The organism is Vibrio sp. 704, assembly GCF_033339295.1.
Map to the genome: position 1 here is coordinate 189,955 of NZ_JAWOUH010000004.1, position 26,312 is coordinate 216,266.

A 26,312-nucleotide genomic window follows, 5' to 3' on the forward strand; every position below is an offset into this window, starting at 1 on the left:
CCCTTTTTATTTGTATTAACCCGCTAAAATGTCGGTTGCCACTTTGTAGCTTGGGTCTTCCTTCACATTTATTTCAACCAAGCTGCCCGCTTTATCTAAAAGCTTGCGGCAATCTGGACTTAGGTGGCGAAGGTGTAGTGTTTTACCTTGAGAGTTGTAACGCTCTGCTAGCGTTTCAATCGCTTCAATTGCGGAGTGATCCGTCACGCGAGAGTCTGCAAAATCGACAATCACATCTTTTGGATCTTCAGGCGCGTTAAACAACTCCAAGAAGTTAGCGGCAGAACCAAAGAAAATAGGACCGTGAATCTTGTACTCTTTTGAACCTTCCTCGTTTAAGCACGTGTCGGCATAGATATGCTTAGCGTGTTGCCATGCAAACATTAATGCAGAAACAATAACACCAACCGCTACGGCAACGGCTAGGTCAGTAAGAACAGTAACAACGGTTACAAGAACAATAACGAAGAAGTCTTGCTTCGGTACGCGACGCGCTAGTTTAAATGTTGCCCATTCGAATGTACCAATGACAACCATGAACATCACACCAACCAGAGCAGCGAGTGGGATCATTTCAATTAACGAAGAAGCGAATAAGATAAACATCAATAGGGCGATAGCCGCAACGATACCAGATAGACGGCCGCGACCACCTGAGTTTACGTTGATCATCGACTGACCAATCATCGCACAACCACCCATTGCGCCAAACACAGAACACGTCATGTTTGCCATACCTTGACCGATACATTCGCGGTTAGATTGACCACGAGTATTCGTCATCTCATCTAAAACTGTCAGTGTTAGTAGAGATTCAATTAGACCAATGGCCGCGAGAATGATCGCGTATGGAAGAATGATTTGTAGTGTCTCTAGTGTAAATGGTACCGCAGGAATAGAGAAGGTTGGTAGTGAACCTGCGAGTGTTGCAGCTTCATCACCAGACATTGTACGCAGGAAGTCAACAACAGTGCGAGTTTCCAGATCCAAGCCAACCACTAAAGCCGTCACCGTTACGATCGCAACAAGTGAAGAGGGTACAGCTGTTGTGATTTTTGGTAGAAAGTGAATGATTGCCATAGTCAGCGCAACCAAACCAAGCATTAGCAGCATCTGGTCTTGTGGTAGCCAAGTAAGCATGCCGTTGATGTCTGGCGCTTTAAACTGACCCAACTGAGCTAGGAAGATAACAATAGCCAGACCGTTCACAAAACCGATCATCACAGGGTGAGGTACGATACGGATGAACTTACCCAATTTAAACATACCAGCGGCAATTTGAAGAATACCAGCGAGCATGATGGCTGCGAATAGGTACTGGACACCGTGAGTCGCGACAAGCGAAACCATTACGACTGCCATGGCACCTGTTGCACCAGAAATCATGCCAGGACGACCACCGAAAATGGAAGTAATAAGACCAACGATGAATGCAGCGTAAAGACCGACCATCGGATCTACGCCTGCGACGAACGCAAATGCGACAGCTTCAGGAACCAATGCTAGCGCAACGGTTAAGCCTGATAGCACATCATTTTTTACGGAGTGCTTAGAAAATTGGGGAAATTCGAACATGTTTGTTTTTAAGTTCTCTTTGCAATGAGTTAAACCCGACACATATTCGTATTTGCACAAGCCACTGGAAGGTTGATTTTTAATCAAACATTGCAGTGTAAACCGTAGTATTAAAAGAGCAGCATCAGAATGGTGTCGAAAACTTGAGTCGGCGCATGCTACCGAAAAGTGTGATTAAGTTCAAGAATGATACGAATAATGGCGTACAAATGTGATCACGAATTGGTATTTATATGAACAATTTATTGGGCAAATATGAAGATAAAAAAGGCTACCAGATGGTAGCCTTTAATTTATTTATGCCGTTAAGCAGTTGAACGTAATGATTTAGCCTAGTTAAAGTTAGGCTTTGTCATCTCTGCCGATGCACGGTTTTTAGCCACTTGGCTACCTGCACCTTTAGCTTGGTAACGTTCGGTTTTGAACGGCGCTGCTGCAACCGTGATTTCGCGTAGCTCTTGAGGGCCAGGTGCTTTCGTCATCGGTGCGCTAGCGTTTAGCTTAGCAGCAACTTTAATGGCTTCGACTTTAGGCTCTGGTTTATCTACTGGCGCTTCGGCTACAATCTCTTTTGCTGCTTCAACGATAGGCTCTTCAGTAGGTGCCGTTTCTACAATGGCATCAACCGGTTCAGCATGTTCAGTTACAGGAGTTTCAACGATAGGCTCTACCGATGCTGTTTCTACTACTGCCGATTCAGCTTTTTCTGCGATTACTGTTTCAACAACAGGTGCTTCTACTACTGGAGCTTCCACTTTCGCTTCAACGGTTTCTTGAACCTTGTGTTCAACAACTGGCGCATCTGTTACGACAGGTTGCTCGCGACGAATAATCACTTTACCCATTGCCATTTCTGGACACGCAAAGCCACCTTGGATTGTAGGTACTGCTGCTACAGCTTCTTCCTTAACTCGCTCTTCCTTCTTAGGTGCTGGTTTCGGAATGTAACGTGGCATTACTTTACCCATAGCCATTTCAGGAGAAGCGACACCTCCCTTACGTAGGCGGAACGGGTTAGGGCGGCGATCACGGCCACGGCGACGACGCTGGCCGCTTGCACGCAGGTGACGTGGCGAACGACGATTACGACGTTGCTTAGACTCTGCTTGCTTGTTGTCTTGCTGTGCCTCTACCGCTGCTTCTGTTGGCTTTTCAACTTTAGCTTCAACCGTTTCTTGAGTCTTAACCGCTGTTTCTTCGGCTTTCTTCTCAATAGCTTCTTGGTCCTTAACGCGTACAGACTTGTTCAATTTGCGACGTTGGCGGCGCTCTTTCACTTTTTCTGCTTTCGCATTTTGCTGCTTCGGTTTGCTCTCTTCTGGTTTTGTTTCAGTACGAGCTTCCGCTGCTAGCTGCAGACCTTTTTCCGCTACTTTTGCGTTTGCTTTCTGCTCTTGGGCTTTATCTGCCTGTTGAGCTTTAGGTTTACGCTTTTGGTTACGGTTTTGCGGTTTATTTGTTTGTTGTTGAGCTTCGTTTTGCTCATTAGCCTGCTCATCACGAGGCTTACGACGACGTCGGTTATCGCGATTGTCGCGGTTATCACGATTATCACGCTGGTTGTTATTGCGACGACGATCGTTGCGATCACGTTTGTTACGTCGATTATCGCGATTTGGTTTTTTCTCTTCCTGAGGTTTCTGTTCTTCTTTTGTTTCTTCAGAACCACCGAATAGGAAGCTACCAAGTGCTTTAAACAGACGGCTGAACAATCCAGGTTTCTCTTCTTGTTCAACGTTTTGTTCTTTCTTCTTCGCCTCAGGAGCTGGTTTAGCTGCTGGTGCAGGTGCGGTTTGAGACGGAGCAGCAAAGCCTTTAAGAACTGGCTCTTCAATTCGTTTTGGTTTTACGTCAACTTCCGCTGGCTCTTTACCTTCTGCTTCTTTCATTGCTTCCAGTTTCTTAGGAAGTAAGTAAGAAATCAGATCGAACTCTTCGCCTTCACGAACACGGATAACTTCAAAGTGCGGTGTTTCCATATCAGAGTTAGGAACAACCGTAATTTTCACTTCTTGAATGCGTTCGATATGGTTTACTGAACGACGTTTTTCGTTCAATAAGTAAGAGGCGATTGGCACAGGTACGACTGCAAGTACTTGTGCTGTGTTGTCTTTTAGCGCTTCCTCTTCAATTAAACGAAGTACAGAAAGTGCTAGAGATTCGTTGTCGCGAACGACACCAGTTCCGCTACAGCGAGGACAGATGTGATGGCTTGCTTCTGCAAGAGAAGGGCTCAAGCGCTGGCGTGACATCTCCAACAAACCAAAGCGAGAAATACGACCGATTTGTACACGAGCGCGATCAAGACGAACGGCTTCACGTAGACGGTTTTCTACTTCTCGTTGGTGGCGAACAGGTGTCATATCGATAAAGTCGATAACCACTAAGCCACCCAAGTCACGTAGACGTAACTGGCGAGCAATTTCGTCGGCTGCTTCTAGGTTCGTGTTTAGGGCTGTTTCTTCAATATCACCGCCCTTGGTTGCACGAGCAGAGTTGATATCGATAGACGTTAGTGCCTCAGTCGGGTCAATAACAATAGAACCGCCAGATGGCAGACGCACTTCACGTTGGAAAGCCGATTCAATTTGGCTTTCGATTTGGTAGTGGCTGAATAGTGGAACTTCGCCTTCATATTTCTTAACGCGGTTAAGGAAATCAGGGCGCACCAATTGAATGTGCTCTTTTGCACGTTCGTAGATGGTGTTGCTATCAATTAAGATTTCGCCAATATCACGACGCAAATAGTCACGGATTGCACGAACGATAACGTTACTTTCTTGGTGGATTAAGAATGGAGCAGGGTTAGAGTCCGCTGCACCTTTGATTGCACCCCAGTGGTTAAGTAGTACATTCAAATCCCACTCAAGTTCTTCAGCACTCTTGCCAACGCCAGCAGTACGTACGATTAGGCCCATGCCCTGAGGCAGTTCCAAAGTACTTAATGCGGCTTTTAGTTGAGTACGCTCGTCACCTTCGATTCGACGAGAAATACCGCCAGCACGAGGGTTGTTAGGCATCAGAACAAGGTAACTACCAGCAAGAGAAATGAAAGTAGTAAGAGCAGCTCCCTTGCTTCCACGTTCTTCTTTTTCCACTTGAACGATAACTTCTTGGCCTTCCGTTAGCACTTCTTTGATGCTTGGACGACCTTGGTAGGTGTAACCTTCAGGGAAATATTCGCGGGCAATTTCTTTGAGAGGGAGGAAACCGTGACGCTCGGCGCCGTAATCAACAAATGCGGCTTCTAAGCTTGGTTCGATACGTGTGATACGCCCTTTGTAGATATTCGCTTTTTTAGATTCATGTCCTGGACTCTCGATATCAAGATCGAAAAGTCGCTGGCCATCAACCAGAGCGACACGCAACTCTTCTTTTTGAGTTGCGTTAATTAACATTCTTTTCATTGAAAATTCTCGTTGTCTTTTCTTTTATATCTTTCTTGTCGACTTGCCACTGTTTTTTCGCTCTTTCACGGTGCCTGATCCCATGGCTTGTATTTTGCAGCCTCCCGGCTGGAAGGGGATGCTCTCGGGCACTTCAGTCATCACAAGCCTCTTGTGGTTTCTGTTGGAAACGTAGACTTGTGACCCGCTATTTGGGCGGTAGGTACTCAACGTGAATATGCGAGGAGTAGGGTGGCAAGAGTGTTGAATTCGATGTGTCTCACGCCAATGCTGCACTCGACCTTCAACGATCTACTCACATTGCTTGAGGATAAATGATTGGTAATGAATAAAATGTAACCAAACCTTCCTTAGCAGCTGTGAACTATAGCAGTGCGCGTGGCTATCAGCAATCTGCTTTCACGCAAACGATAGAAAATTTGCCGCTAAACTCAAAATTTCTATTTTATAACTGGCTGTTTCATAAGCAATTGAGATGTGCAAACTGTTCAAGACAGAAAACAAATTGAGAACTTGATTGAGAGTTTTAATAATTTAAACAAAAGCTTGGCGAAATTTAGACCAGTATGTGCCACGGAGTGTTTCTTTTACGACAAGAATAATGTGAAGTCGCACGAAATTGAGTTTACAATACCGCCCATGAACGAAATAAGAACAAAAGTCCAGTTCGTCGATATCGACGAAGATATGGCGGGTCAGCGCATTGATAATTTTTTGCGCAACCAATTAAAAGACATTCCTAAAAGCATGATTTACCGAATTGTGCGTAAGGGCGAAGTGCGCGTAAATAAAAAGCGTATAAAAGCAGAGTACAAGTTAAAAGCAGGCGATCTCGTTCGTATTCCACCGGTGACCGTCGAGAAAAAAGATGACGATGTCGCACCAAGTACGAAACTTAACAAAGTCGCTGAGTTGGAAAATATGATTATCTTCGAAGATGATCATATGTTGATTCTAAACAAACCATCTGGCACCGCTGTGCATGGTGGCAGTGGTTTAAAGTTTGGTGCGATTGAAGCGCTTAGGGCTCTGCGTCCTCAAGCTCGCTTTCTTGAACTTGTGCATCGTATTGACCGTGATACTTCAGGGATTTTGCTGGTTGCTAAGAAGCGTTCTGCACTTCGTCACTTGCAAGCCCAGTTTCGTGAAAAGACAGTAAAGAAGTTTTACTTAGCTCTTGTCATGGGGCAATGGAAAAGCAGTTGTAAGGTTGTGAACGCGCCACTGCTCAAAAACGAAGTGAACAGTATTGTTCGTGTTAACCCTAATGGTAAGCCGTCAGAAACGCGTTTTAAGATTTTGGAAAAGTTCGAACAAGCTACATTGATTCAGGCGAGTCCGATTACTGGTCGAACTCACCAAATCCGAGTTCATACGCAATACACTGGTCACCCAATCGCTTGGGATGATCGCTACGGTGATCGTCGCTTTGACGCTTACACAGGTCAAGTTGGTTTAGATCGTTTGTTCCTACACGCGGCAAACATCAAGTTCCAACACCCATCAAATGATGAGTGGATGGAAATCAACGCACCGATGGAACCGAAACTAGAAAAAGTGTTGGCGGGTTTAAGAAACGCGTAACCATGTTTTCCTCGCGGATGCAAAAGGGAGCCTGTGGCTCCCTTTTATCGTATTTGGGTTAAAGGACATCGAGTCCTTGAACATGCAACATATCAATCAAATCAATCAATGGTAGTCCGACAAGTGTGTTCGGGTCTTTACCAACTAATTTCGTAAACAAGCAAATTCCCATGCCTTCGCTTTTAAAGCTGCCTGCGCAGTAAAAAGGTTCTTCCCTGTCGACGTAGCGTTTGATTTGTTCAAGCGTTAAATCTCTAAAGTGCACCTCGAAAGAATCAAAGCCGACTTCTGTATGGTTTGTGACGGTGTTATGTACCGCAAGACCAGTATAGAAAGTGATGACTTTTCCACTTTGAGCCAAAAGTTGATTTATCGCGTTATCTCTATTTAAAGGCTTGCCAACGATTTCACCATTAATGACACAAACTTGGTCACTGCCGATAACTAAACTTGCTTTATCCGTCTGGCAAGATATTGCTTTCTCTTGGGCCAGTCTCTGCACAAGTTCAGTTGGCGTTTCTTGGTCAAAAGGTGTTTCATCGCAATCAGGTGATAAACAAACGAATGGTAGTGAGAGCTTTTCAAGCAGTTGTTTACGAAAAGGGGAAGTTGAGGCTAAAACCAGTTGGTAATTTTTCATTTTGAATTACAATTCGTGGGAGCATTTCCAATAGGATAATCGATCAAAAATGATTCTGGCTAATGCTCTGTATGTTAAGCGCAAAAAAGTACAACTTTTTTGCCTTTTTCTTTGACTAATTTTGATTTGGAAGATAATATTCGCGCCCTATGCAAAAGGTAAAAATACCGCGAACGGTTGACCCAGCTAAAGCTGCACAGAAACGATTGGATTACGATGGCATCATCCAAGCTAGTCTTTTCAAGCGCTTAGTGGAAACAACTGAAGGCGTAAAACGCGACGCAGAAGTCTCATTGTCATTTGGGATGGATGAACAGCGACTCGTTGTTATCTCTGGTAAAGCTAACATCGAAGTCGATTTAGAGTGTCAGCGTTGTAATGAGGTATTCGCACATGAGTGCGAAGTTGAATTCCTTTCTACTCCTTACTACGGTGAGAAAACAGAACAGGAAGCACCAGAAATTTATGATTTGGTAGATCTAAATGAATATGGTGAATTAGACCTCATACAACTTGTTGAAGACGAGTTCATCTTAGCATTACCTCAAATTGCGATGCACGATGAAGCGGATTGTAGCGTTGATTCAAATAACATGGTTTTTGGTGAGATTCCTGAAGAAATTGAGGAAGAAAAACCGAATCCATTCGACGTTTTGAAAAGTCTGAAAAAGTAATAGGTGTGGTAGCCGATTCTTCTTCAGGTTTTTAACCCAATAGTATAGGAGTAGGGTCAATGGCCGTACAGAAAAACCGTAAAACTCGTTCTAAGCGCGGTATGCGTCGTTCACACGATGCGCTAACTACAGCTGCTCTATCTGTAGACGCGACTTCTGGTGAAACTCACCTACGCCACAACGTAACTGCTGAAGGTTACTACCGTGGTCAAAAGGTTATCAACAAGTAAGGTTGAACCTTTGCAAAGTATTACCGTTGCACTTGATGCAATGGGCGGGGATTTCGGTCCACGCGTAACAGTGCCTGCCGCCGTGCAGGCACTGTCTCATTTCCCAGAGCTAAAAGTGATTCTTATTGGTGATCAATCTCTGATCACGTCTCAATTATCTCAACTCGGTACCTCGACCAGTTCCCGCTTGACTATTCTTCACAGCGAGAAAGTTATCTCGAACTCAGAAAAACCTTCATTGGCGTTGCGTAATAGCCAAAATAGTTCTATGCGTATGGCTATCGATTTGGTTTCTGAGCAGAAAGCGGATGCTTGTGTTAGTGGTGGCAACACCGGTGCATTAATGGCACTATCGCGTTTCATTCTTAAGTTACTTCCTGGCATTGAACGTCCTGCTTTAGTTTCCGCTTTACCGACGATTACCGGAAAGCGCACTTGGATGCTAGATCTGGGGGCGAATGTATCGTGCGATGCTGATAGCTTGTTCCAATTTGCTGTAATGGGCAGTGCATTAGCTGAAGAACACTTGGGTCGTCCTCCTCGCGTTGCTGTACTCAATATTGGCGCAGAAGAGATTAAAGGTAACGATTTAGTCAAACGTTGCGCAGAAATGCTTTCTCAGACCGATGCGATTAACTTTGTCGGTTATATTGAAGGTAATCAAATTTTGCATGATGTTGCTGACGTCATTGTTTGTGATGGATTTGTCGGCAACGTATGCTTAAAAGCCAGTGAGGGAACAGCTCAACTTTTTATCGAAAAAATTAAAACCAGCATAATGGCATCAACGATAAAGGGTTGGATAGCTAGAAAGTTGTTTTCTAGGCTGTTTAATGAACTAAAAACACTGAACCCCGACCAGTATAACGGCGCAAGTTTGCTAGGATTGCGCGGCATTGTCATAAAAAGCCATGGAAGTGCGGATGTATCTGCGATTGTCAATGCACTTGGCGAGGCAGTACACGAGGTCAAACGACAAGTACCAAGCCGTATTAGCGATCGTTTGGAAGCGGTTTTACTCGAGAGGCATTATTAGTCTTCATGTATAGCAAAATTTTAGGTACTGGCAGCTACCTGCCATCTCAGGTGCGTACAAACGCAGATCTAGAGAAAATGGTAGATACAAGTGATGAGTGGATCGTTGCTCGCACGGGTATTAAAGAGCGTCGAATTGCTGCAGAAAACGAGACTGTAGCAGACATGGCATTCTACGCAGCTGAAAACGCTATCGATATGGCGGGTATTGATAAAAACGATATCGACCTGATTATCGTAGCCACAACGAGCAGTAGCCATACTTTCCCTTCATCTGCGTGTCAGGTGCAGGCAAAGCTTGGCATTAAAGGTTGTCCAGCTTTTGACTTAGCCGCTGCTTGTTCTGGTTTTGTGTACGCATTATCTGTTGCAGACCAACATATCAAATCTGGTATGTGCAAAAACGTACTTGTGATTGGTTCAGATGCTTTGTCTAAAACGTGTGATCCGACAGACCGTTCAACCATTATCCTATTTGGTGATGGTGCCGGAGCCGTTGTCGTAGGCGCTAGCCAAGAGCCTGGCATTATCTCTACCCACATATACTCGGATGGTCAATTCGGAGAGCTTCTAAGCCTACCTGTACCTGTGCGGGGGCAAGATGCGGATAAATGGCTTCATATGGCTGGGAACGAAGTATTCAAAGTCGCTGTCACTCAGCTATCGAAACTAGTAAAAGATACGCTTGAAGCCAACAACATGCATAAGTCTGAACTAGACTGGCTAGTGCCGCACCAAGCGAACTACCGCATTATTTCAGCGACAGCGAAGAAACTTTCGATGTCACTAGACCAAGTCGTGATTACACTTGATAAACACGGCAACACATCAGCTGCGACGGTGCCAACAGCACTAGATGAAGCGGTACGTGATGGTCGTATTAAACGCGGTCAAACTCTGCTTCTTGAAGCGTTTGGCGGCGGATTCACTTGGGGCTCGGCCCTTGTGAAGTTCTAAGTTTCACAAGAATTCAAAATTTAAGGTGCACTTGGTGCATCTTATTTCTTTTTACTTTGCTTAAAGGAAAACAACATGAGCAAGTTTGCTATCGTATTTCCAGGTCAAGGTTCTCAAGCTGTAGGTATGCTTGCAGAACTAGGCGAACAATATGACGTAGTAAAACAAACATTTGCAGAAGCATCTGACGCACTAGGTTACGATCTATGGGCGCTTGTTCAAAATGGACCTGCAGAAGATTTAAACGAGACTTTCCGTACTCAACCAGCTTTGCTAGCTTCATCTGTTGCAATCTGGCGTGTATGGCAGGAACTTGGCTTAGAGCAACCAGCAAACCTAGCCGGTCACAGCCTAGGTGAGTACTCAGCACTTGTATGTGCGGGTGTTATTGACTTTAAAGAAGCCATCAAGCTGGTTGAATTACGTGGTCAACTTATGCAAGAAGCAGTACCAGCTGGTACTGGCGCAATGTACGCGATTATCGGTTTGGCTGATGATGCGATTGCAAAAGCGTGTGAAGACGCAGCGCAAGGCGAAGTGGTCTCTCCAGTAAACTTTAACTCGCCTGGTCAAGTCGTTATCGCTGGTAGCAAAGACGCAGTAGAGCGAGCTGGTGCGCTATGTAAAGAAGCTGGTGCGAAGCGTGCGCTTCCTCTTCCTGTTTCAGTACCTTCACACTGTGCACTTATGAAGCCAGCAGCGGAAAAACTTGCTGTAGCTCTCGAGTCTATCGAATTTAACTCACCACAGCTGCCAGTTATCAACAACGTTGATGTGGTTGCTGAGACAGATCCTGCAAAAATCAAAGATGCGCTTGTTCGTCAGCTACATAGCCCAGTTCGTTGGACTGAGACAGTTGAACTGATGCACGAACAAGGCGTAGAAAATCTTCTTGAGCTTGGTCCTGGTAAAGTTTTAACAGGTCTAACAAAACGTATCGTGAAAACGCTAACTGCAGCCGCAGTGAATGATATCGCATCGCTAGACGCTGCGAAGTAATCCATCAAGCGATAAATTTGCGATAAGAAAAGGAAACACAACATGATGAATCTAGAAGGTAAGATCGCGCTAGTTACCGGCGCAAGCCGTGGTATTGGCCGCGCGATCGCGGAACTTCTTGTCGAGCGAGGTGCTACGGTTATCGGTACTGCTACTTCTGAAAGTGGTGCGGCTGCTATCAGCGAGTATCTTGGTAATAACGGTAAAGGCTTAGCGCTTAACGTGACTGATGTCGAGTCTATCGAAGCGACATTAAAAACGATCAACGAAGAATTTGGTGTGATCGATATTCTGGTGAATAACGCTGGTATTACTCGTGACAACCTATTGATGCGCATGAAAGATGATGAGTGGAACGACATCATCGATACCAACCTAACGCCAATCTACCGCATGTCTAAAGCGGTTTTACGCGGTATGATGAAAAAACGTGCGGGTCGTATCATCAACGTAGGCTCTGTTGTTGGTACCATGGGTAATGCTGGTCAAACTAACTACGCAGCAGCGAAAGCGGGCGTGATTGGTTTTACTAAATCAATGGCTCGTGAAGTTGCGTCTCGTGGTGTAACAGTGAACACTGTTGCTCCTGGTTTCATCGAAACTGACATGACTAAGGCACTAAATGATGACCAACGTGCGGCAACATTGTCGAACGTGCCAGCAGGTCGTTTAGGTGACCCACGTGAAATTGCATCAGCAGTAGTTTTCCTTGCTTCTCCTGAAGCAGCGTACATTACTGGTGAAACTTTGCATGTAAATGGTGGCATGTACATGGTTTAATGCGACAGTTTATGCAAAATAAGCTATTTTACATTGTGAAAAATAGCCTATAGTTGCAGTTAACTGTCATGAACTTGTCATGCTTATGCGCAAGATTTGTGCATGATTTAAGTCAAAAATGTATTGAAATTCGGTTAAATTCGCTAATTTTGTGGTTTGACCAGCAAGGACCCCCTTGCAACTTTCAATAGTTCGAATAAACTACGGAATCATCGCATTAGGCGAAATCTGTAAAGGAAAAGAAAAATGAGCAACATCGAAGAACGCGTAAAGAAAATCATTGTTGAACAGCTAGGTGTAGACGAAGCAGAAGTTAAAAACGAAGCTTCTTTCGTTGACGATCTAGGTGCTGATTCTCTAGACACTGTAGAACTAGTTATGGCTCTAGAAGAGGAATTCGACACTGAGATTCCTGACGAAGAAGCTGAGAAGATCACTACTGTTCAAGCTGCAATCGACTACGTAAACAGCGCTCAGTAATTAGCTCTCCCAGGCGGTCTCCTAGACCGCCTGTGTTCTTTCTAACTTCTTCTATCCTCTCATAGAAATATTCAATTCCCGGAGAATTATATCGTGTCCAAGCGTCGTGTAGTTGTCACTGGCATGGGTATGTTGTCACCGGTAGGCAACACAGTAGAATCATCTTGGAAAGCCCTGCTAGAAGGTCAAAGTGGTATCGTAAATATCGAGCACTTTGATACTACGAACTTCTCAACTCGTTTTGCAGGTCTTGTTAAAGATTTCGATTGCACAGAGTACATGTCTAAAAAAGATGCTCGTAAGATGGACCTTTTCATCCAGTACGGCATTGCAGCGGGTATTCAAGCTCTTGATAACTCTGGCTTACAAATTACCGAAGAAAATGCGGCTCGAGTTGGTGTTGCTATCGGCTCAGGCATTGGCGGTCTTGACCTTATCGAAACTGGCCATACTGCATTAGTAGACAAAGGCCCTCGCAAAGTTAGCCCATTTTTTGTTCCTTCGACCATTGTAAACATGGTTGCAGGTAACCTATCTATCATGCGTGGTCTTCGTGGTCCAAATATCGCGATTTCTACCGCATGTACTACTGGCCTGCATAATATCGGCCATGCAGCACGTATGATTGCCTACGGCGATGCAGATGCGATGGTTGCTGGTGGTGCAGAAAAAGCTTCTACGCCTCTTGGCATGGCTGGCTTCGGTGCAGCTAAAGCACTATCTACTCGTAATGAAGAGCCTCAAAAAGCGTCTCGCCCATGGGATAAAGGCCGTGATGGTTTTGTTCTAGGTGATGGTGCTGGCATGATGGTGCTTGAAGAGTACGAACACGCAAAAGCACGTGGCGCGAAGATTTACGCAGAACTGGTTGGTTTTGGTATGTCTGGTGATGCTTACCACATGACATCTCCAAGCGAAGACGGCTCTGGTGGTGCACTTGCGATGGAAGCGGCGATGCGTGACGCTAACATCACAGGTACTCAAGTAGGTTATGTGAATGCTCACGGTACTTCTACTCCTGCTGGTGATGTTGCAGAAATCAAGGGCGTGAAACGTGCTCTTGGTGAAGAAGGTGCGAAGCAAGTTCTTGTGTCTTCAACTAAGTCGATGACGGGTCACCTATTAGGTGCTGCTGGCTCTGTTGAAGCAATTATCACGGTTATGTCTTTGGTTGACCAAATTGTTCCGCCAACCATTAACCTTGATGATCCAGAAGAAGGTCTAGACATCGACCTTGTGCCGCATACAGCGCGCAAAGTTGAAGGTATGGAGTACGCTATCTGTAACTCGTTTGGCTTTGGTGGTACAAACGGTTCTTTGATCTTCAAGAAGTTCGCTGAGTAACACTATCTAACCTAATTTAGATAAGCGAAACTTGTATTCTAACGGCTCGATGCTTAGCATTGAGCCGTTTTGTTTTATTTGTTGTCTGCTAATTTGAAGGTACGTGAATGTTTTGGGTAAATGGAGTTCCGCAAACGCATGTAGAGCTAGGTGATCGCTCATTCCAATACGGTGATGGAGGCTTTACCACCATCCTGACCCAAAATGGAGAGTTGGTTTACTGGCAAGAACATACTGAGCGCATGAGTGCTTGCCTTGACGCTTTGAAGATCTCTTCACCTGACTGGAAAGTTGTGCATGATTGGGCAAGCAAAGCGGTTTTATCTGACGCACGAGCGGGGGTGAAGATTCACGTTAGCCGCGGTATTGGCGGGCGAGGGTATAGCCCTAATGGGATTGAAGGCCCTATCGTGACGATTTCCAATTTTGCGTTTCCTTCTCATTATTCATCTTGGCAAGAACAAGGTGTGGACTTGGGCGTTTGTAATACTCGTCTAGGGATTCAACCTTTACTTGCTGGACATAAGCACAACAACCGTTTAGAGCAGATTCTCGCCAAGGCTGAAATCGACAATACAGAGTTTGCAGATGCAATAACGTTAAATGTGCAAAACCATGTCATTGAAACTACAATGGCCAACCTTTTTTGGGTTAAAGGTAATAAAGTATTTACGCCGGAGCTGACCTTATCAGGCGTTACGGGCGTAATGCGTCGTAAGGTGCTTGAGTTACTTAAAGTAAGTCATATTGAAGTCATCGAGGGGCGTTTTATACTTCCAGATTTTCTGAGTGCTGACGAGGCTTTCATGTGTAACTCAATATTAGGTGTCGCACCTATTCGCAGCATAGTGACATCGAACTCTAAGACTATATTTCCGATAGGAAAATTGACTCAACGACTGCAAGGGAATTTAACTACGTGATTAAAAAACTGTTGGCTTTTGTTGTGCTGATTGCAGTGATAGGCGCAGCAGCTGTTTTTTATATAATTTCACAGGCTAAACAATACGTTGAAAAGCCTATTCTATTGGAACAACCTCAGCTGTTTACTGTAGAAAGTGGTACAAGCTTTCATCATGTCATGCGCGCCTTAGTTGAAGATGAGGTGATTGAAACATCGGAGTATATCCGTTTAATTCCTCACTTATATCCAGAATTGTTGCAAGTGCGAGCGGGTACTTACCAACTTGAGCCTGGTATGTCACTTTCGCAAACATTGGAGGATCTGAATACTGGAAAAGAATACCAGTTTGCGATCACTTTTGTTGAAGGCAGCCGCTTTTCTGAATGGGTAGATCAACTAAAAAGTGCTCCTTATTTAAAGCATGATTTAACCGATCTTTCAGAAAAAGAAATGGCTGCGAAGCTCGGAATTGAGAGAGAAAAGCTAGAAGGGTTGTTTTTAGCAGAAACCTACCATTACACAGCGGGTGCGAGTGAAAGCCAGTTATTAAAACGAGCGCATCGAAAACTCAAGAAAATACTGGACGCTAGCTGGGAAGCTCGTCAAGAAAAGCTGCCATTACAGGATAAATATGAAGCCTTGATTCTCGCGTCTATCATCGAGAAAGAGACGGCTATTGATTCTGAGCGTGAGCGCGTCGCTTCTGTGTTTATCAACCGATTGAACAAACGTATGAGGTTACAAACTGATCCGACAGTTATTTATGGTATGGGTGACGCCTACGATGGCAACATTCGTAAGAAAGATTTGCGTACGCCGACACCATATAACACCTATACCATCAATGGTTTGCCACCAACACCGATTGCGATGGCTGGTGAAGCTTCCATTGAAGCGGCTTTGAATCCAGAAAGCAGCAACTATTTATATTTTGTAGCAAGTGGAAAGGGCGGACATGTATTCTCGAAATCCCTTGCTGAGCACAACCGTGCTGTTCGTGCCTATTTAAGAGAACTAAGAAAGAACAAATGATGAAAGCAAACTTTATTGTCGTTGAAGGCCTAGAAGGCGCGGGTAAAAGCACTGCGATTAAAACCGTTTTAGATACGCTAAAAGCGGCCGGTATTGAGGATATCGTAAATACCCGTGAGCCAGGAGGCACACCGCTAGCAGAAAAAATGCGCGCTCTGGTGAAAGAAGAGCACGAAGGCGAAGAACTTAAGGACATGACGGAGTTGCTTCTTCTGTACGCTGCACGTGTTCAGTTGGTTGAGAACGTGATCAAACCAGCTTTGGAAAACGGTCAGTGGGTGGTTGGTGACCGACACGATATGTCGTCGCAAGCTTATCAAGGTGGTGGCCGTCAGATTGACGCATCGTTAATGAAAAATCTCCGGGATACAACGCTTGGTGATTTTAAACCTGCTCTCACTCTCTATATGGATATTGACCCTCGTGTTGGGCTTGAGCGTGCACGTGGGCGTGGTGAGTTAGATCGTATAGAGAAGATGGATATTAGTTTCTTCGAGCGTACACGTGAGCGTTATTTGGAGATTGCTCATGCCGATCCTTCCATCGTTATCATTAACGCAGAACAGACGATTGAAGGCGTGTCGCGTGATATTCGGGACGCTCTAAACGAGTGGCTAGCTCGTCAATAAGTGAAATGTAAATTTAGGTGACTCATGTTAAATGATTATCCATGGCTACAGCCAATATGGGATAACCTCAAAGTAGGGTTAGAGTCGGACAGAATACCAGGTGCGCTTTTATTACAAAGCGATCAGGGCTTAGGCATCGAAAAACTTATCGAGTTTTTTAGCCAAGCGCTTCTTTGCCAAAATTACGCGAGTGAAGCATGCGGTTTTTGTCATAGCTGCCAGCTAAATCAATCTCAAAACCACCCTGATTTACACTGGATCAAGCCAGAGAAAGAAGGAAAGGCGATAACGGTGGACCAAATTCGCGCTTGTAACCGTCTTGCTCAGGAATCATCTCAGCTTAATGGTTACCGCCTATTTGTAATAGAACCGGCGGACTCTATGAACGAGTCGGCATCGAATGCGCTGTTAAAGACGCTAGAAGAGCCTGGGGCAAAGTGCTTGTTTTTGCTCGTTACCCACAATCAGGAGCGTCTGCTCCCAACGATTCGTAGCCGTTGCCAACACTGGGTTGTTGCGCCTCCGTCAGCGGAACAAGCAATGCAATGGATGCACGAACAAGGGGCGAAGCAAGTTCCTGCTTATGCTTTAAAACTGAATATGGGCTCTCCAATAAAAACATTGGATGCGTTAAATAATGGTGATCTCGAAGCTTACTTGGCTTTTGAACGCAGTTTTATTAAGGCAATGTCTTCGCCTGTTTCAGACGTTTCTGAGTGTGCTTCTTTAATCGCTAAACACTCAGAGCAATCACTAGACTGGGCATGGTATTTACTGACAGATGCTCAGAAAGCGCAGTTTGGTGTATCAGAAGCTCAAATGCTTCCGGGCGCGACAAAGTTTCAACCGGACAACTATAACGGTTTGTACTCATCAGCGAAGGCGCTGATGAACCTGAAAGCTCAGGTGCAAGCCTTTCCTGGCCTGAACCTTGAGCTACTATCAATGAATTGGTTAATTGAATCACGAGAGGCATTATGTTCGTAGATTCTCATTGTCATTTAGACAAATTGAATTACGACGATCTCCACATCAATGTGGAAGACGTTATTAACAAAGCTAAACAAGCAAACGTAACTGAGCTACTTTCTGTTGGAGTAACGCTGGATTCTTTCCCGAAAATGATGGAAATGATCGAGCCTTATGACAATGTTTATGCTTCGTGCGGTGTGCACCCACTTGATGTTGAAAGCGACTTTTCGATGGACGTATTGCGCCACCATGCGTCGAATGCAAAAGTCGTCGCTATTGGCGAAACGGGTTTAGATTATCATTACAAGCCCGAAACGGCCGCGTTACAGAAAGAGCGCTTTGAGCAACACGTTGATCTTGCAGTGGAGCTCAACAAACCTTTAATTATCCATACCAGAAACGCACGTGCGGATACTCTAGATATTTTGCGTAAGGGTGGGGCAGAGAAATGTGGTGGTGTTATCCACTGTTTTACAGAAGATCTTCCATTTGCTGAAGCTGCACTGGAGCTGGGGTTTTATATTTCTATCTCGGGGATTGTTACTTTCCGTCAAGCTACAGAGTTAAAAGAAGTGGTGAAGACTCTACCTTTAGAGAAGCTTCTTATTGAGACAGATTCTCCTTACTTGGCTCCTGTTCCCCATCGTGGCAAAGAGAATCAACCCGCTTACGTTGTCGAAGTCGCTTCTTATATTGCGCAACTCAAATCGTGCTCTCTTTCTGAAGTGGCACAAAAAACCACCGAAAACTTCCGAAATCTTTTTTTGCGATGAAAAAATAATAAGAGCATAAAAAAGGAGCTTAGGCTCCTTTTTTGTTGATAAAAACAACAGATACGCTCACGAGTTTAATGTTTACTAAAAATGTTGATTTAATAACATTCAAAAATCACAAATGTAATTTTGTTACTAAAAATAACATTGGGGCGTATTTTATTTACGCCTTAAAATTAATTATATAAATAATTAATTCTTTATAAAACAGTAATATAAGTGCAATGCAAACCTTTTCATCGGCTGTTTTTGGGTGTGATCCAAGACTTGTTTTGAAACTAAATTTCGTAACTGTGTGGAAAGTTTGAGGGTCATCAATATATATTTAGAGCCGGAAAATATAATGCAGTTGTGGTTACATTTTCATTGGGTGCTAACCTTTAGGCTACGGGGGTGTGCCGTTAGTGCCCAAATAATACTTATAAATTTATCAGGAGCATAAACATGTTTAAGAACCTTTTTGCTAACCTGCAAAAAGTTGGTAAGGCTCTGATGCTTCCAGTATCAGTTTTACCAGTTGCAGGTATTTTATTAGGTGTGGGTGCTGCCCATCTAAGCTTTATTCCAGAGATCGTTTCTAATCTTATGGAACAAGCTGGTGGTTCAGTATTCGGCCAAATGGCACTTCTATTTGCAGTAGGTGTAGCTCTAGGCTTCACTAACAACGACGGTGTTGCAGGTCTTGCAGCTATCGTTGGTTACGGCATCATGACGGCAACGCTAGGTGTAATGGCGGGCGTTATGGGTGTTGAGAAAATCGATACAGGTGTACTAGGTGGTATCCTTGTCGGTGGTGTGGCTGCTTGGGCATTCAACCGTTTCTTCAAAATCCAACTTCCAGAGTACCTTGGCTTCTTCGCTGGTAAGCGCGCAGTGCCAATCATCACTGGTTTTGCTGCGATCATCCTAGGTGTTATCCTTTCTGTTATCTGGCCACCAATTGGCGGTGCAATTTCTGCATTCTCTGATTGGGCTGCACACCAAAACCCACAGCTAGCATTCGGTATCTACGGTGTTGTTGAGCGTTCTCTAATCCCATTCGGTCTACACCACGTATGGAACGTACCGTTCTTCTTCGAAGCAGGTTCTTGTGTTAACGCTGCCGGTGAAGCTCAAAATGGTGTACTAACTTGTTACCTAGTTGCTGATGAAGCATCTCGTGCTGCTGGTAATGGCTTCGGTCAGCTAGCGGGTGGTTACATGTTCAAGATGTTCGGTCTACCAGCTGCAGCAATCGCAATTGCTCATTGTGCTAAACCAGAAAACCGTGCAAAAGTAATGGGTATCATGGCGTCAGCTGCACTGACTTCATTCCTAACTGGTATTACTGAGCCAATCGAATTCTCATTCCTATTCGTTGCTCCACTACTATACGGTATCCACGCTCTACTAGCTGGTTCTGCATACATCGTTTCGAACACTCTAGGCTTTGTACACGGTACTTCTTTCTCTCACGGTCTGATCGACTTCCTAGTTCTATCTGGTAACGCTCAGAAGATGGTGCTAATGATTGCCGTTGGTCTAGTTTACGCAGTAATTTACTACGTAGTGTTCCGTGGTGTAATCACAGCGCTTGACCTAAAAACACCTGGCCGTGAAGATGAAACGGAAAGTGCAGCTGTAACTTCTGGCTCTGATATGGGCGGTGAACTGGTTGCAGCGTTTGGCGGTAAAGCTAACATTACTGGTCTAGATGCATGTATCACACGTCTACGTGTAGCAGTTGCAGATACAGCAGCTGTTGACCAAGACAAGCTAAAACAACTAGGCGCTGCTGGTGTTGTAGTTGTAGCTGGTGGTGTACAGGCTATCTTCGGTACTAAGTCTGATAACCTAAAAACTGAAATGGATGAGTGGATTCGTAACCACGGTTAATCGCAGTCATTCATAGTAATGCATAAAAGGAGGCTTCGGCCTCCTTTTTTAGTTCCTATTTTATTAACTGACAGTTCCTTTTTTAGTTCCTATTTTATTAACTGACAGTTCCTTTTTTAGTGTGATCCTAAACTCATCTTTACTTTTGTCAGCTTTTTCATACATCGAGCTTACCCATCGTTGACATATTGATATGCCATTATGTTTGAATAGCGAATAATGTTTTTTTGAATAATTGATAACGTGTATGAAGAACAAATTCATTTTAGTTTTGGGACTAGTTTCTAGTACGGCAATGGCGGCAAGCGAGCCAACGGATCTATCAGTTGGTATGGCTGTCGATCAACAATTAAGTGTTGTTGTAGAGTTAGATAACAAATATCGTGGCATTATCGGAAACGATGGTATGGCGTTTGATTACATCGCTAAGCGTGGAACATTCGATCAAAACATGCCTGTGACTTGGTATGTCGGCGTTGGTGGCTGGTATGAATGGGATGACGAGTTTGGTGTGAGAGTACCACTTGGTGTGAACTGGGATTTATCACGCGGCTGGGACCTTTATGGTCAAATACACCCAGAGCTAGATCTTTACAAAGGTGCTGACTTGCAACTTGGCGGCGCCGTTGGCATCAAGTACAGTTTCTAGAATTGAACTAATGTATGTATAAAAAAACGCCGGTAACTACCGGCGTTTTTTATGTGGAACTTAACGTTCTATTGTTTATCCATGGCTCGCTTGATGCAAACGGCAGCGCCGCCCCAAGTGATACCTAAACCAATAACCATCATAATAATTGCGCTGATTGTCATTTTGCTGTCTCCTTGCGGTTCACTGCGTTGATCACTAGACCAAAGATAAAGAGTGCGGCGATAAGTGCCCAGCCTAAAGTTAGATCATAGCCACCGTAGCCTTCAGTAATTAGGGCGTATAGCTTGGTCGCTAAGATAATGGCGAGCATGATTGGTGTAACGAAGCGTAAGCAGACCTCGAACCATTGACCAACAGAGAAATCAGAGCGCTCGTTAACGTAATTACGTACTTCTGGCACGCGCTTCAATAGCCACGCCATCAAGACAATCTCAACCAGACCACCAACCATGATGCCAACGTTGTTTGCAAAGTGGTCTACTAGATCGAGTAGCAGCAGACCGCCATTGGTAGCAAACGCCATAGAGACAACGAAGCCAATACCAATCACAACATTTGCAGCTTTTTTACGGCTCCACTTCAGCTTGTCGATAATGGCTGAAGTTACGGCTTCCATAATTGAAATATGCGAACTTAGACCAGCAACCACCAGTGCAAAGAAGAACAGTGGACCAAGAATATATGGGGCAGGTAGTAGGTTAATTGCCGCAGGTAAAGTAACAAAAGCCAAGCCAACGCCTGCAGATACCACCTCTGTTAACGGCTTACCTTGCTCTTGAGCCATGTAACCCAATACTGAGAAGATCATGATGCCGGCTAGGATCGAGAAGCCACAGTTGATCAACACGGTCATAAACGCGTTATTCGTTATGTCTGACTTTTCTGGTAGGTAGCTAGAATAAGCTAGCATGATGGCGAAGCCGATACTTAGCGTAAAGAAGATCTGACCATATGCCGCTGCCCATACTTTCACATCCCAAATTTTGCTGAAATCGGGTTCGAACATGTAGTTCACGCCATCTAGAGCTCCTGGCAAGAAAATCATACGTCCGATTAAGAAAATCACCATCAAGAATAGGATTGGCATCATAATTTTAGATGCTCGTTCAATTCCTGATTTCACGCCTTTGGCAATAGCGGTGTAAGTAATTGCCCAAGCAATCACCATGGATAAAGCAATCTTCCATTGAATACTGCCTAAGTCTGTTGGTGAGTTGTCACCTAGCTTTAGGTATTCACTAAAGAAAAATGCGTTGGTATCGGTTCCCCAACCTTGAGTGAACGACAACCCAAAGTAAGAAATCGACCAACCGATAACAGCCACATAGTAAACGGCAATAACTGCAGCCACACCAACTTGGAACCAGCCAAGCCATTCAAATTTAGAATGAATTTTCGCTAGTGTTTTTGGTGCCGAGCCTCGGTATTTTTGTCCCATACTGAACTCAAGGATCATAAATGGAATACCGGCAGTGATCATGGCAAAAATGTAAGGAATAAAAAATGCGCCGCCACCGTTTTCATAGGCCATGTATGGGAAACGCCAAATGTTTCCCAAACCGATAGCAGACCCAACTGCTGCTAAGATGAATCCCGCCCGGGATCCCCATTGTTCTCGCTTCATATTTGACTCCTATAAGACTCCCTGAGGAATGAAGCTCTCTACGTAACACAGTAATAATTGCGCAAACAGTTGGAAGAAAGGACCGCTGTTATCCATCAGCTTTTCTATCCTTAATTCTAACTTCTTATAATTTTATAGAGCTATATTCTGGCTACTGTAAGAGAAAGTAGATTATTAATCTTAAAATTTTGATGTGTGTTTGATAAAACTGAAATATTTATCTGTTTTCACTGATCAGACTAACTTCTAATAATACTTAGCGCAATAGAATCTAAATGTTAATTCAGATGCGTTGTCTGGTTTTAATCTTGTTAAATTTGAGTTTGATTGTGGTTTTATGTGGGTGTGTGGTTGTTTGTCTGGAATAAATGACTGGGATCTAATAATTGCTTTGGTGTTTAAGACTATTTTGATTAATTAGGGCGTACGGCTATCTTTTGTGCACCTATCTAGATGATGCTTCGTTACTTTGCCAAACAATGGTGTTTAGACGATATCCTTTATCGGCTCTGTGCAGGACTCGTTCAGCGTTCTTTGTGACGAGTCCTATAAAGGAACATGCATAAAAATTAGAAGCGGAAACTAAAACCGACATTTGATTGGAATTGGTTCATCCAATCAGTATCGAACTTAATGATACAGTTTGAGCCGTCATTAGGTAGAGTACAGGCGCCAGATGTATCGTTATCAACGACCGTTCCTAACCATCTCAGTTGGGCTGTTAATGCAAAGTTCTTTGAAAATTCATATTCCAGCCCTGCAAAAGCGCTAGCCGAAAATCCGTATTTTTTGTCTACCCAATCCACATCGGCGTAAGAAGCGCCCAAACCTACACCGATATAGGTTTGCCATTTTTCTGCGACAGGATAGTACATGCTGCTTTGGAAGTGCAGATAATGGATATCTGCCGAGTTGGACAGCTTTTCAAGTTCCGTCGATTGATTGGAGTAAAACAATCCGATCCTTCCTTTTTCTAAGGGAGTCTCGACTGAAAGAGCGTAATTCACTGCGGGGTCGAGATCGTATGTATTACCACTTTCATCCTCTACTTGGCCGCCTCCTGTATAGCCTATGTATGGTGTAACGATGATATTCGCTTGTGCATTGATAGCAGTACTCATCATCATGATTCCTACTAGCCAGCTGAGTTTTTGGTTCATGCCCTATCTCCTTATTATGACTAAGCTAATTGTGATGGGTTAGTCAAAATTGCGCGACTAAATTAAGCAAATCTTGAACATATTTCACACCGGTGTTATTAATTTGTTACATACTAAGGAGGTGTTTATGGAACACGATCTAAAATCCGCATTAATCATTGTGGTGACTGTTTTTGCAGTGCTTTTGTCATTTGGCATCATTGCTATTACAACAGCTTAAGATAACCACTTTTACCAAACGTTTTAACAAAATGGCGTGAGCCTATGATACGTAACAGCGGTATAATCACAGAAAGCCATGCAGAGCTTGATGTAAAAGTTTATGAGCAATTTAGGCATGGTAAAACTGCTTTAGTCACGCAAGGTGGAGGGCAGAGAGGGATTTTTACCGCTGGCGTTTTAGACGCCTTTTTACTTTCCAACTTCGATCCTTTCGATGAATTCTATGGCACCTCTGCCGGAGCACTTAACTTATGTTCTTACTTGTGTCGTCAACATGGCATGGGCAAAGCTTTTATTACCGAGCTGACAACGTCTCCTGAATTTTTTAATCTGTTTCGCTATATCCGAAAGCAGCAGTACTTAGGTTTAGAGTGGGCATTAGAACGGATTCAAGATTTCCCATACAAGCTTGACCTTGATTTAGGTCGCAGTGCATTGGGAAAACGAGGGGCGTTTGCTGCGGTAACGAATATAGAGACGCTATCAGATCAATATCTACCAATCTTGGATGACTCGTGGTTTAACACTATGCTAGCGACATGTGCGATTCCCAAGTTATATCACGGACCTGTCGACGTAAATGGCAATAAGTTTGTGGATGGCGGCGTGTCTGCCTCTATCCCTGTTCAAGAAGCGTGGCGTCAGAATGCTCGCAACATTATTGTCATTCGCACAGAGCCGTTTTCAGAGATTGAAGCGAGAGCCCAAAGTGAGGTGGGGGATGTGCCTGTCGAATGGTATCGGGAGTCTATCAACTCAGTACAGCAATCATGGCAGCAAAAAGTGAATCAGTGGAAGCTGGATTGGGCGTCGTTCTTCCAACAAAAAATTAATGCAGCACATCAATCGAAGCTTGCAGGGAAAATGCTGTTAAATGGAGGCCGTTGGTTGTTCGGTGCCGATAACTTGTATCGTTTAAGCCACCTGATTGGTGAGAATTTTGACTCAGGTTTAGCCGACATGCTGATGATTCATTATCAAACATTTGAGCTCACGCAGGCCTTTATATCTGCTCCACCTGACGACACTTTTATTTTACAAGTTGCGCCTAAAGAGGGACTTCGTTCTTCTTCTTTGTTAAGTGACCAAGAGTCACTAGAGCATGACTATCAACTTGGGCTTCAAGCTGGGTTTAACCTAGTTCAACTCTACGACCAGCTGGATGTTGAAATTGATGGTAGAGAGAGTGCATAAACCTTCTTACGTTCACGATGTGCGCAATATACAAAGCATATAAATAAGGCTCCATTTTCTGAGCCTTATTTGCGGGTTCTTGTGATTAATTCCAGTTAGGTATAACGACTACGCTTGTAGAATGCGCATGCAGTTGGTTGAGCCCACAACATCCATTACATCGCCTTGAGTAATAATGACTAAATCACCTTTGTGCAAGAACCCTTGCTCTTTAAGGCTAGTAATCGCTGCTTGAGCCGTTGGTAAACCCGCATCACTTTTTGACTCGAAATATACAGGTGTCACGCCTCGGTATAATGCTGCTCGATTTAGTGTCGATTCATTCCGTGATAAGGCAAATATTGGCAAGCCAGAGCTTAAGCGAGACATCATCAACGCAGTCCTGCCGGACTCAGTTAACGAGATCATCGCTTTAATTCCTTCCATGTGATTCGCAGAGTACATGGTTGCCATTGCGATGGTTTCTTCAGCGGTTTCGAAGGTTCTATCTAAGCGATAGGTTGATAGACTTGCCTCCGACATTTTTTCTGCCCCCACACATACTTCGGCCATGGATTTGACCGTTTCTACAGGATATTTACCTGCAGCAGTCTCTCCAGACAGCATCACCGCGTCAGTGCCGTCTAGAACCGCATTGGCTACATCCATCACTTCAGCACGCGTTGGCATTGGGCTAGTAATCATGGATTCCATCATTTGTGTCGCAGTAATCACGATACGGTTTAAACTGCGTGCGCGGCGAATCAGTTTTTTCTGGACACCAATGAGCTCAGGGTCACCGATTTCTACACCAAGGTCACCACGTGCAACCATCACCACATCGGATGCGAGAATAATGTCGTCAATAGACTCATTGGTCGCGACGGTTTCTGCTCGTTCGACTTTAGCCACTAACATGGCTTCAAGGCCTGCATCTCTGGCTAAGCGTCGAGCGTAATGCATGTCTTCGCCGTTACGTGGGAATGAAATAGCAAGGTAGTCCACTTGAATTGCTGCGGCGGTAAGAATGTCGGCTTTATCTTTCTCAGTGAGCGCATCCGCTGACAATCCGCCGCCTTTTTTGTTGATCCCTTTATTGTTGGACAGTGGACCACCGACAATCACACGGGTATGAACTTTATTACCCTCTACTTTGGTAACTTGCAGCTGAACGCGTCCATCATCGAGTAATAAAATGTCATTTGGTGAAACATCTTGCGGTAGTTCTTTATAATCTAACCCTACAGATTCTTGATTGCCTTCACCTTTTGGTAAATCACTATCTAATGTGAATTTATCGCCCACATTCAAAATGACTTGGCCGTCTTTAAACGTTGATACACGGATTTTAGGGCCTTGTAAGTCACCAAGAATTGCAACCTGACGCCCAAGTCTTGCTGCAATGGTACGGACTTTGTTCGCACGTTGAATGTGGTCTTCACTGGTTCCATGTGAAAAATTCATACGGACAACGTTTGCACCGGCTTTGATGATCTCCTCAAGTATATTGTCCTTATCCGTTGAAGGACCCAGCGTAGTGACAATTTTTGTTCGTCTTAATTTGGAAGTCATAGATTCTCCGATGAATGTG

The 26,312-nt window shown here is 44.2% G+C and carries 25 protein-coding genes; 18 read left to right on the forward strand and 7 right to left on the reverse strand.

From position 1 onward, the window contains the following. Positions 1-15: 15 nt before the first annotated feature. Positions 16-1,575 carry a SulP family inorganic anion transporter gene (locus tag R7R24_RS09075; protein ID WP_005396973.1) on the reverse strand — a complete coding sequence of 520 codons (1,560 nt, stop codon included), beginning with the start codon at positions 1,573-1,575 and terminating at the stop codon, positions 16-18. A gap of 332 nt (positions 1,576-1,907) precedes the next feature. Next, a complete protein-coding gene (gene rne / locus R7R24_RS09080; protein ID WP_042523100.1) occupies positions 1,908-4,982 on the reverse strand; it encodes a ribonuclease E in 3,075 nt (1,024 codons plus the stop codon). Positions 4,983-5,621: 639 nt separating this feature from the next. Here rne and rluC point away from each other — a divergent pair. Then, on the forward strand, positions 5,622-6,566 hold the full coding sequence (gene rluC, locus R7R24_RS09085) for a 23S rRNA pseudouridine(955/2504/2580) synthase RluC (protein WP_021033985.1): 945 nt from the start codon (positions 5,622-5,624) through the stop codon (positions 6,564-6,566). Between the two features lie 58 nt (positions 6,567-6,624). Here the strand turns inward: rluC and R7R24_RS09090 are convergent, their stop codons facing one another. Beyond that, complete coding sequence (locus R7R24_RS09090) at positions 6,625-7,206, reverse strand: Maf family protein (protein WP_054577644.1); 582 nt, start codon at positions 7,204-7,206, stop codon at positions 6,625-6,627. Between the two features lie 149 nt (positions 7,207-7,355). On the opposite strand from R7R24_RS09090, the gene yceD reads away from it, so the two are divergent. The 15 genes from yceD (at position 7,356) to R7R24_RS09165 (ending at position 20,539) form a co-directional block, all read left to right on the forward strand. Next, on the forward strand, positions 7,356-7,880 hold the full coding sequence (gene yceD, locus R7R24_RS09095; protein WP_005387307.1) for a 23S rRNA accumulation protein YceD: 525 nt from the start codon (positions 7,356-7,358) through the stop codon (positions 7,878-7,880). A 59-nt stretch (positions 7,881-7,939) separates the two neighbouring features. Continuing rightward, entirely contained in the window at positions 7,940-8,110 is a 171-nt protein-coding gene (gene rpmF, locus R7R24_RS09100) for a 50S ribosomal protein L32 (protein ID WP_005396978.1), read from the forward strand. 10 nt (positions 8,111-8,120) lie between these two features. Then, entirely contained in the window at positions 8,121-9,146 is a 1,026-nt protein-coding gene (gene plsX / locus R7R24_RS09105) for a phosphate acyltransferase PlsX (protein ID WP_017633846.1), read from the forward strand. A 5-nt stretch (positions 9,147-9,151) separates the two neighbouring features. Then, positions 9,152-10,102, forward strand: a complete 951-nt coding sequence (locus R7R24_RS09110; RefSeq protein ID WP_017821385.1) for a beta-ketoacyl-ACP synthase III — start codon at positions 9,152-9,154, stop codon at positions 10,100-10,102. A 75-nt stretch (positions 10,103-10,177) separates the two neighbouring features. Then, positions 10,178-11,101: an ACP S-malonyltransferase gene (gene fabD, locus R7R24_RS09115; protein ID WP_005387313.1), complete on the forward strand. Its 924-nt coding sequence runs from the start codon at positions 10,178-10,180 to the stop codon at positions 11,099-11,101. A 45-nt stretch (positions 11,102-11,146) separates the two neighbouring features. Further along, the gene (gene fabG, locus R7R24_RS09120; protein ID WP_054577711.1) at positions 11,147-11,881 is read left to right on the forward strand and encodes a 3-oxoacyl-ACP reductase FabG; all 735 of its coding nucleotides are present in this window, start codon (positions 11,147-11,149) and stop codon (positions 11,879-11,881) included. 246 nt (positions 11,882-12,127) lie between these two features. Beyond that, the gene (gene acpP / locus R7R24_RS09125; RefSeq protein WP_004406112.1) at positions 12,128-12,361 is read left to right on the forward strand and encodes an acyl carrier protein; all 234 of its coding nucleotides are present in this window, start codon (positions 12,128-12,130) and stop codon (positions 12,359-12,361) included. 93 nt (positions 12,362-12,454) lie between these two features. Beyond that, positions 12,455-13,705 (forward strand): beta-ketoacyl-ACP synthase II, encoded by a 1,251-nt coding sequence (gene fabF, locus R7R24_RS09130; protein WP_005372948.1) that lies wholly within the window; start codon positions 12,455-12,457, stop codon positions 13,703-13,705. Positions 13,706-13,812: 107 nt separating this feature from the next. Continuing rightward, positions 13,813-14,628, forward strand: a complete 816-nt coding sequence (gene pabC / locus R7R24_RS09135; protein WP_054577645.1) for an aminodeoxychorismate lyase — start codon at positions 13,813-13,815, stop codon at positions 14,626-14,628. After that, positions 14,625-15,641 carry an endolytic transglycosylase MltG gene (gene mltG, locus R7R24_RS09140; RefSeq protein WP_191116263.1) on the forward strand — a complete coding sequence of 339 codons (1,017 nt, stop codon included), beginning with the start codon at positions 14,625-14,627 and terminating at the stop codon, positions 15,639-15,641. The genes pabC and mltG overlap by 4 nt, the downstream gene beginning before the upstream one ends. After that, positions 15,638-16,270: a dTMP kinase gene (gene tmk, locus R7R24_RS09145; RefSeq protein ID WP_005387350.1), complete on the forward strand. Its 633-nt coding sequence runs from the start codon at positions 15,638-15,640 to the stop codon at positions 16,268-16,270. Before mltG ends, tmk begins: the two co-directional genes overlap by 4 nt. A gap of 24 nt (positions 16,271-16,294) precedes the next feature. Beyond that, on the forward strand, positions 16,295-17,257 hold the full coding sequence (locus tag R7R24_RS09150; RefSeq protein ID WP_017821391.1) for a DNA polymerase III subunit delta': 963 nt from the start codon (positions 16,295-16,297) through the stop codon (positions 17,255-17,257). Then, positions 17,248-18,015 (forward strand): TatD family hydrolase, encoded by a 768-nt coding sequence (locus R7R24_RS09155; protein WP_005372957.1) that lies wholly within the window; start codon positions 17,248-17,250, stop codon positions 18,013-18,015. The genes R7R24_RS09150 and R7R24_RS09155 overlap by 10 nt, the downstream gene beginning before the upstream one ends. A gap of 444 nt (positions 18,016-18,459) precedes the next feature. Beyond that, positions 18,460-19,890 (forward strand): PTS glucose transporter subunit IIBC, encoded by a 1,431-nt coding sequence (ptsG, locus tag R7R24_RS09160; protein ID WP_005372959.1) that lies wholly within the window; start codon positions 18,460-18,462, stop codon positions 19,888-19,890. A gap of 247 nt (positions 19,891-20,137) precedes the next feature. After that, positions 20,138-20,539, forward strand: a complete 402-nt coding sequence (locus tag R7R24_RS09165; RefSeq protein WP_005372960.1) for a hypothetical protein — start codon at positions 20,138-20,140, stop codon at positions 20,537-20,539. 68 nt (positions 20,540-20,607) lie between these two features. On the opposite strand, the gene R7R24_RS09170 is transcribed toward R7R24_RS09165, so the two are convergent. The 3 genes from R7R24_RS09170 to R7R24_RS09180 form a co-directional block, all read right to left on the reverse strand. Continuing rightward, positions 20,608-20,703 carry a MetS family NSS transporter small subunit gene (locus R7R24_RS09170; protein ID WP_005372963.1) on the reverse strand — a complete coding sequence of 32 codons (96 nt, stop codon included), beginning with the start codon at positions 20,701-20,703 and terminating at the stop codon, positions 20,608-20,610. Beyond that, on the reverse strand, positions 20,700-22,166 hold the full coding sequence (locus tag R7R24_RS09175; RefSeq protein ID WP_065274707.1) for a sodium-dependent transporter: 1,467 nt from the start codon (positions 22,164-22,166) through the stop codon (positions 20,700-20,702). The genes R7R24_RS09170 and R7R24_RS09175 overlap by 4 nt, the downstream gene beginning before the upstream one ends. 569 nt (positions 22,167-22,735) lie before the next feature. After that, positions 22,736-23,326, reverse strand: coding sequence for an outer membrane protein (locus R7R24_RS09180; RefSeq protein WP_005372968.1), 591 nt, complete (start codon positions 23,324-23,326; stop codon positions 22,736-22,738). Between the two features lie 127 nt (positions 23,327-23,453). Between R7R24_RS09180 and R7R24_RS09185 the strand changes: the two genes are divergently transcribed. Both R7R24_RS09185 and R7R24_RS09190 read left to right on the forward strand, forming a co-directional pair. After that, positions 23,454-23,546, forward strand: a complete 93-nt coding sequence (locus R7R24_RS09185; protein ID WP_005372970.1) for a YnhF family membrane protein — start codon at positions 23,454-23,456, stop codon at positions 23,544-23,546. Between the two features lie 44 nt (positions 23,547-23,590). Next, positions 23,591-24,742: a patatin family protein gene (locus R7R24_RS09190; protein ID WP_149192474.1), complete on the forward strand. Its 1,152-nt coding sequence runs from the start codon at positions 23,591-23,593 to the stop codon at positions 24,740-24,742. Between the two features lie 108 nt (positions 24,743-24,850). Here the strand turns inward: R7R24_RS09190 and pyk are convergent, their stop codons facing one another. Next, the gene (pyk, locus tag R7R24_RS09195) at positions 24,851-26,293 is read right to left on the reverse strand and encodes a pyruvate kinase (protein ID WP_005372972.1); all 1,443 of its coding nucleotides are present in this window, start codon (positions 26,291-26,293) and stop codon (positions 24,851-24,853) included. Positions 26,294-26,312 lie beyond the last annotated feature (19 nt).

Excerpts from the sequence above, each read along its gene's own strand:
- fabG (WP_054577711.1), top strand. The coding sequence starts at position 11,147 with ATGAATCTAGAAGGTAAGATCGCGCTAGTTACCGGCGCAAGCCGTGGT.
- yceD (WP_005387307.1), top strand. The coding sequence starts at position 7,356 with ATGCAAAAGGTAAAAATACCGCGAACGGTTGACCCAGCTAAAGCTGCA.
- R7R24_RS09110 (WP_017821385.1), top strand. The coding sequence starts at position 9,152 with ATGTATAGCAAAATTTTAGGTACTGGCAGCTACCTGCCATCTCAGGTG.
- pyk (WP_005372972.1), bottom strand. The coding sequence starts at position 26,293 with ATGACTTCCAAATTAAGACGAACAAAAATTGTCACTACGCTGGGTCCT.
- tmk (WP_005387350.1), top strand. The coding sequence starts at position 15,638 with ATGATGAAAGCAAACTTTATTGTCGTTGAAGGCCTAGAAGGCGCGGGT.
- R7R24_RS09185 (WP_005372970.1), top strand. The coding sequence starts at position 23,454 with ATGGAACACGATCTAAAATCCGCATTAATCATTGTGGTGACTGTTTTT.
- R7R24_RS09150 (WP_017821391.1), top strand. The coding sequence starts at position 16,295 with ATGTTAAATGATTATCCATGGCTACAGCCAATATGGGATAACCTCAAA.
- R7R24_RS09170 (WP_005372963.1), bottom strand. The coding sequence starts at position 20,703 with ATGACAATCAGCGCAATTATTATGATGGTTATTGGTTTAGGTATCACT.
- R7R24_RS09075 (WP_005396973.1), bottom strand. The coding sequence starts at position 1,575 with ATGTTCGAATTTCCCCAATTTTCTAAGCACTCCGTAAAAAATGATGTG.
- rne (WP_042523100.1), bottom strand. The coding sequence starts at position 4,982 with ATGAAAAGAATGTTAATTAACGCAACTCAAAAAGAAGAGTTGCGTGTC.
- ptsG (WP_005372959.1), top strand. The coding sequence starts at position 18,460 with ATGTTTAAGAACCTTTTTGCTAACCTGCAAAAAGTTGGTAAGGCTCTG.
- R7R24_RS09090 (WP_054577644.1), bottom strand. The coding sequence starts at position 7,206 with ATGAAAAATTACCAACTGGTTTTAGCCTCAACTTCCCCTTTTCGTAAA.
- fabD (WP_005387313.1), top strand. The coding sequence starts at position 10,178 with ATGAGCAAGTTTGCTATCGTATTTCCAGGTCAAGGTTCTCAAGCTGTA.
- rluC (WP_021033985.1), top strand. The coding sequence starts at position 5,622 with ATGAACGAAATAAGAACAAAAGTCCAGTTCGTCGATATCGACGAAGAT.
- R7R24_RS09190 (WP_149192474.1), top strand. The coding sequence starts at position 23,591 with ATGATACGTAACAGCGGTATAATCACAGAAAGCCATGCAGAGCTTGAT.
- R7R24_RS09165 (WP_005372960.1), top strand. The coding sequence starts at position 20,138 with ATGAAGAACAAATTCATTTTAGTTTTGGGACTAGTTTCTAGTACGGCA.
- rpmF (WP_005396978.1), top strand. The coding sequence starts at position 7,940 with ATGGCCGTACAGAAAAACCGTAAAACTCGTTCTAAGCGCGGTATGCGT.
- acpP (WP_004406112.1), top strand. The coding sequence starts at position 12,128 with ATGAGCAACATCGAAGAACGCGTAAAGAAAATCATTGTTGAACAGCTA.
- R7R24_RS09180 (WP_005372968.1), bottom strand. The coding sequence starts at position 23,326 with ATGAACCAAAAACTCAGCTGGCTAGTAGGAATCATGATGATGAGTACT.
- pabC (WP_054577645.1), top strand. The coding sequence starts at position 13,813 with ATGTTTTGGGTAAATGGAGTTCCGCAAACGCATGTAGAGCTAGGTGAT.
- R7R24_RS09175 (WP_065274707.1), bottom strand. The coding sequence starts at position 22,166 with ATGAAGCGAGAACAATGGGGATCCCGGGCGGGATTCATCTTAGCAGCA.
- R7R24_RS09155 (WP_005372957.1), top strand. The coding sequence starts at position 17,248 with ATGTTCGTAGATTCTCATTGTCATTTAGACAAATTGAATTACGACGAT.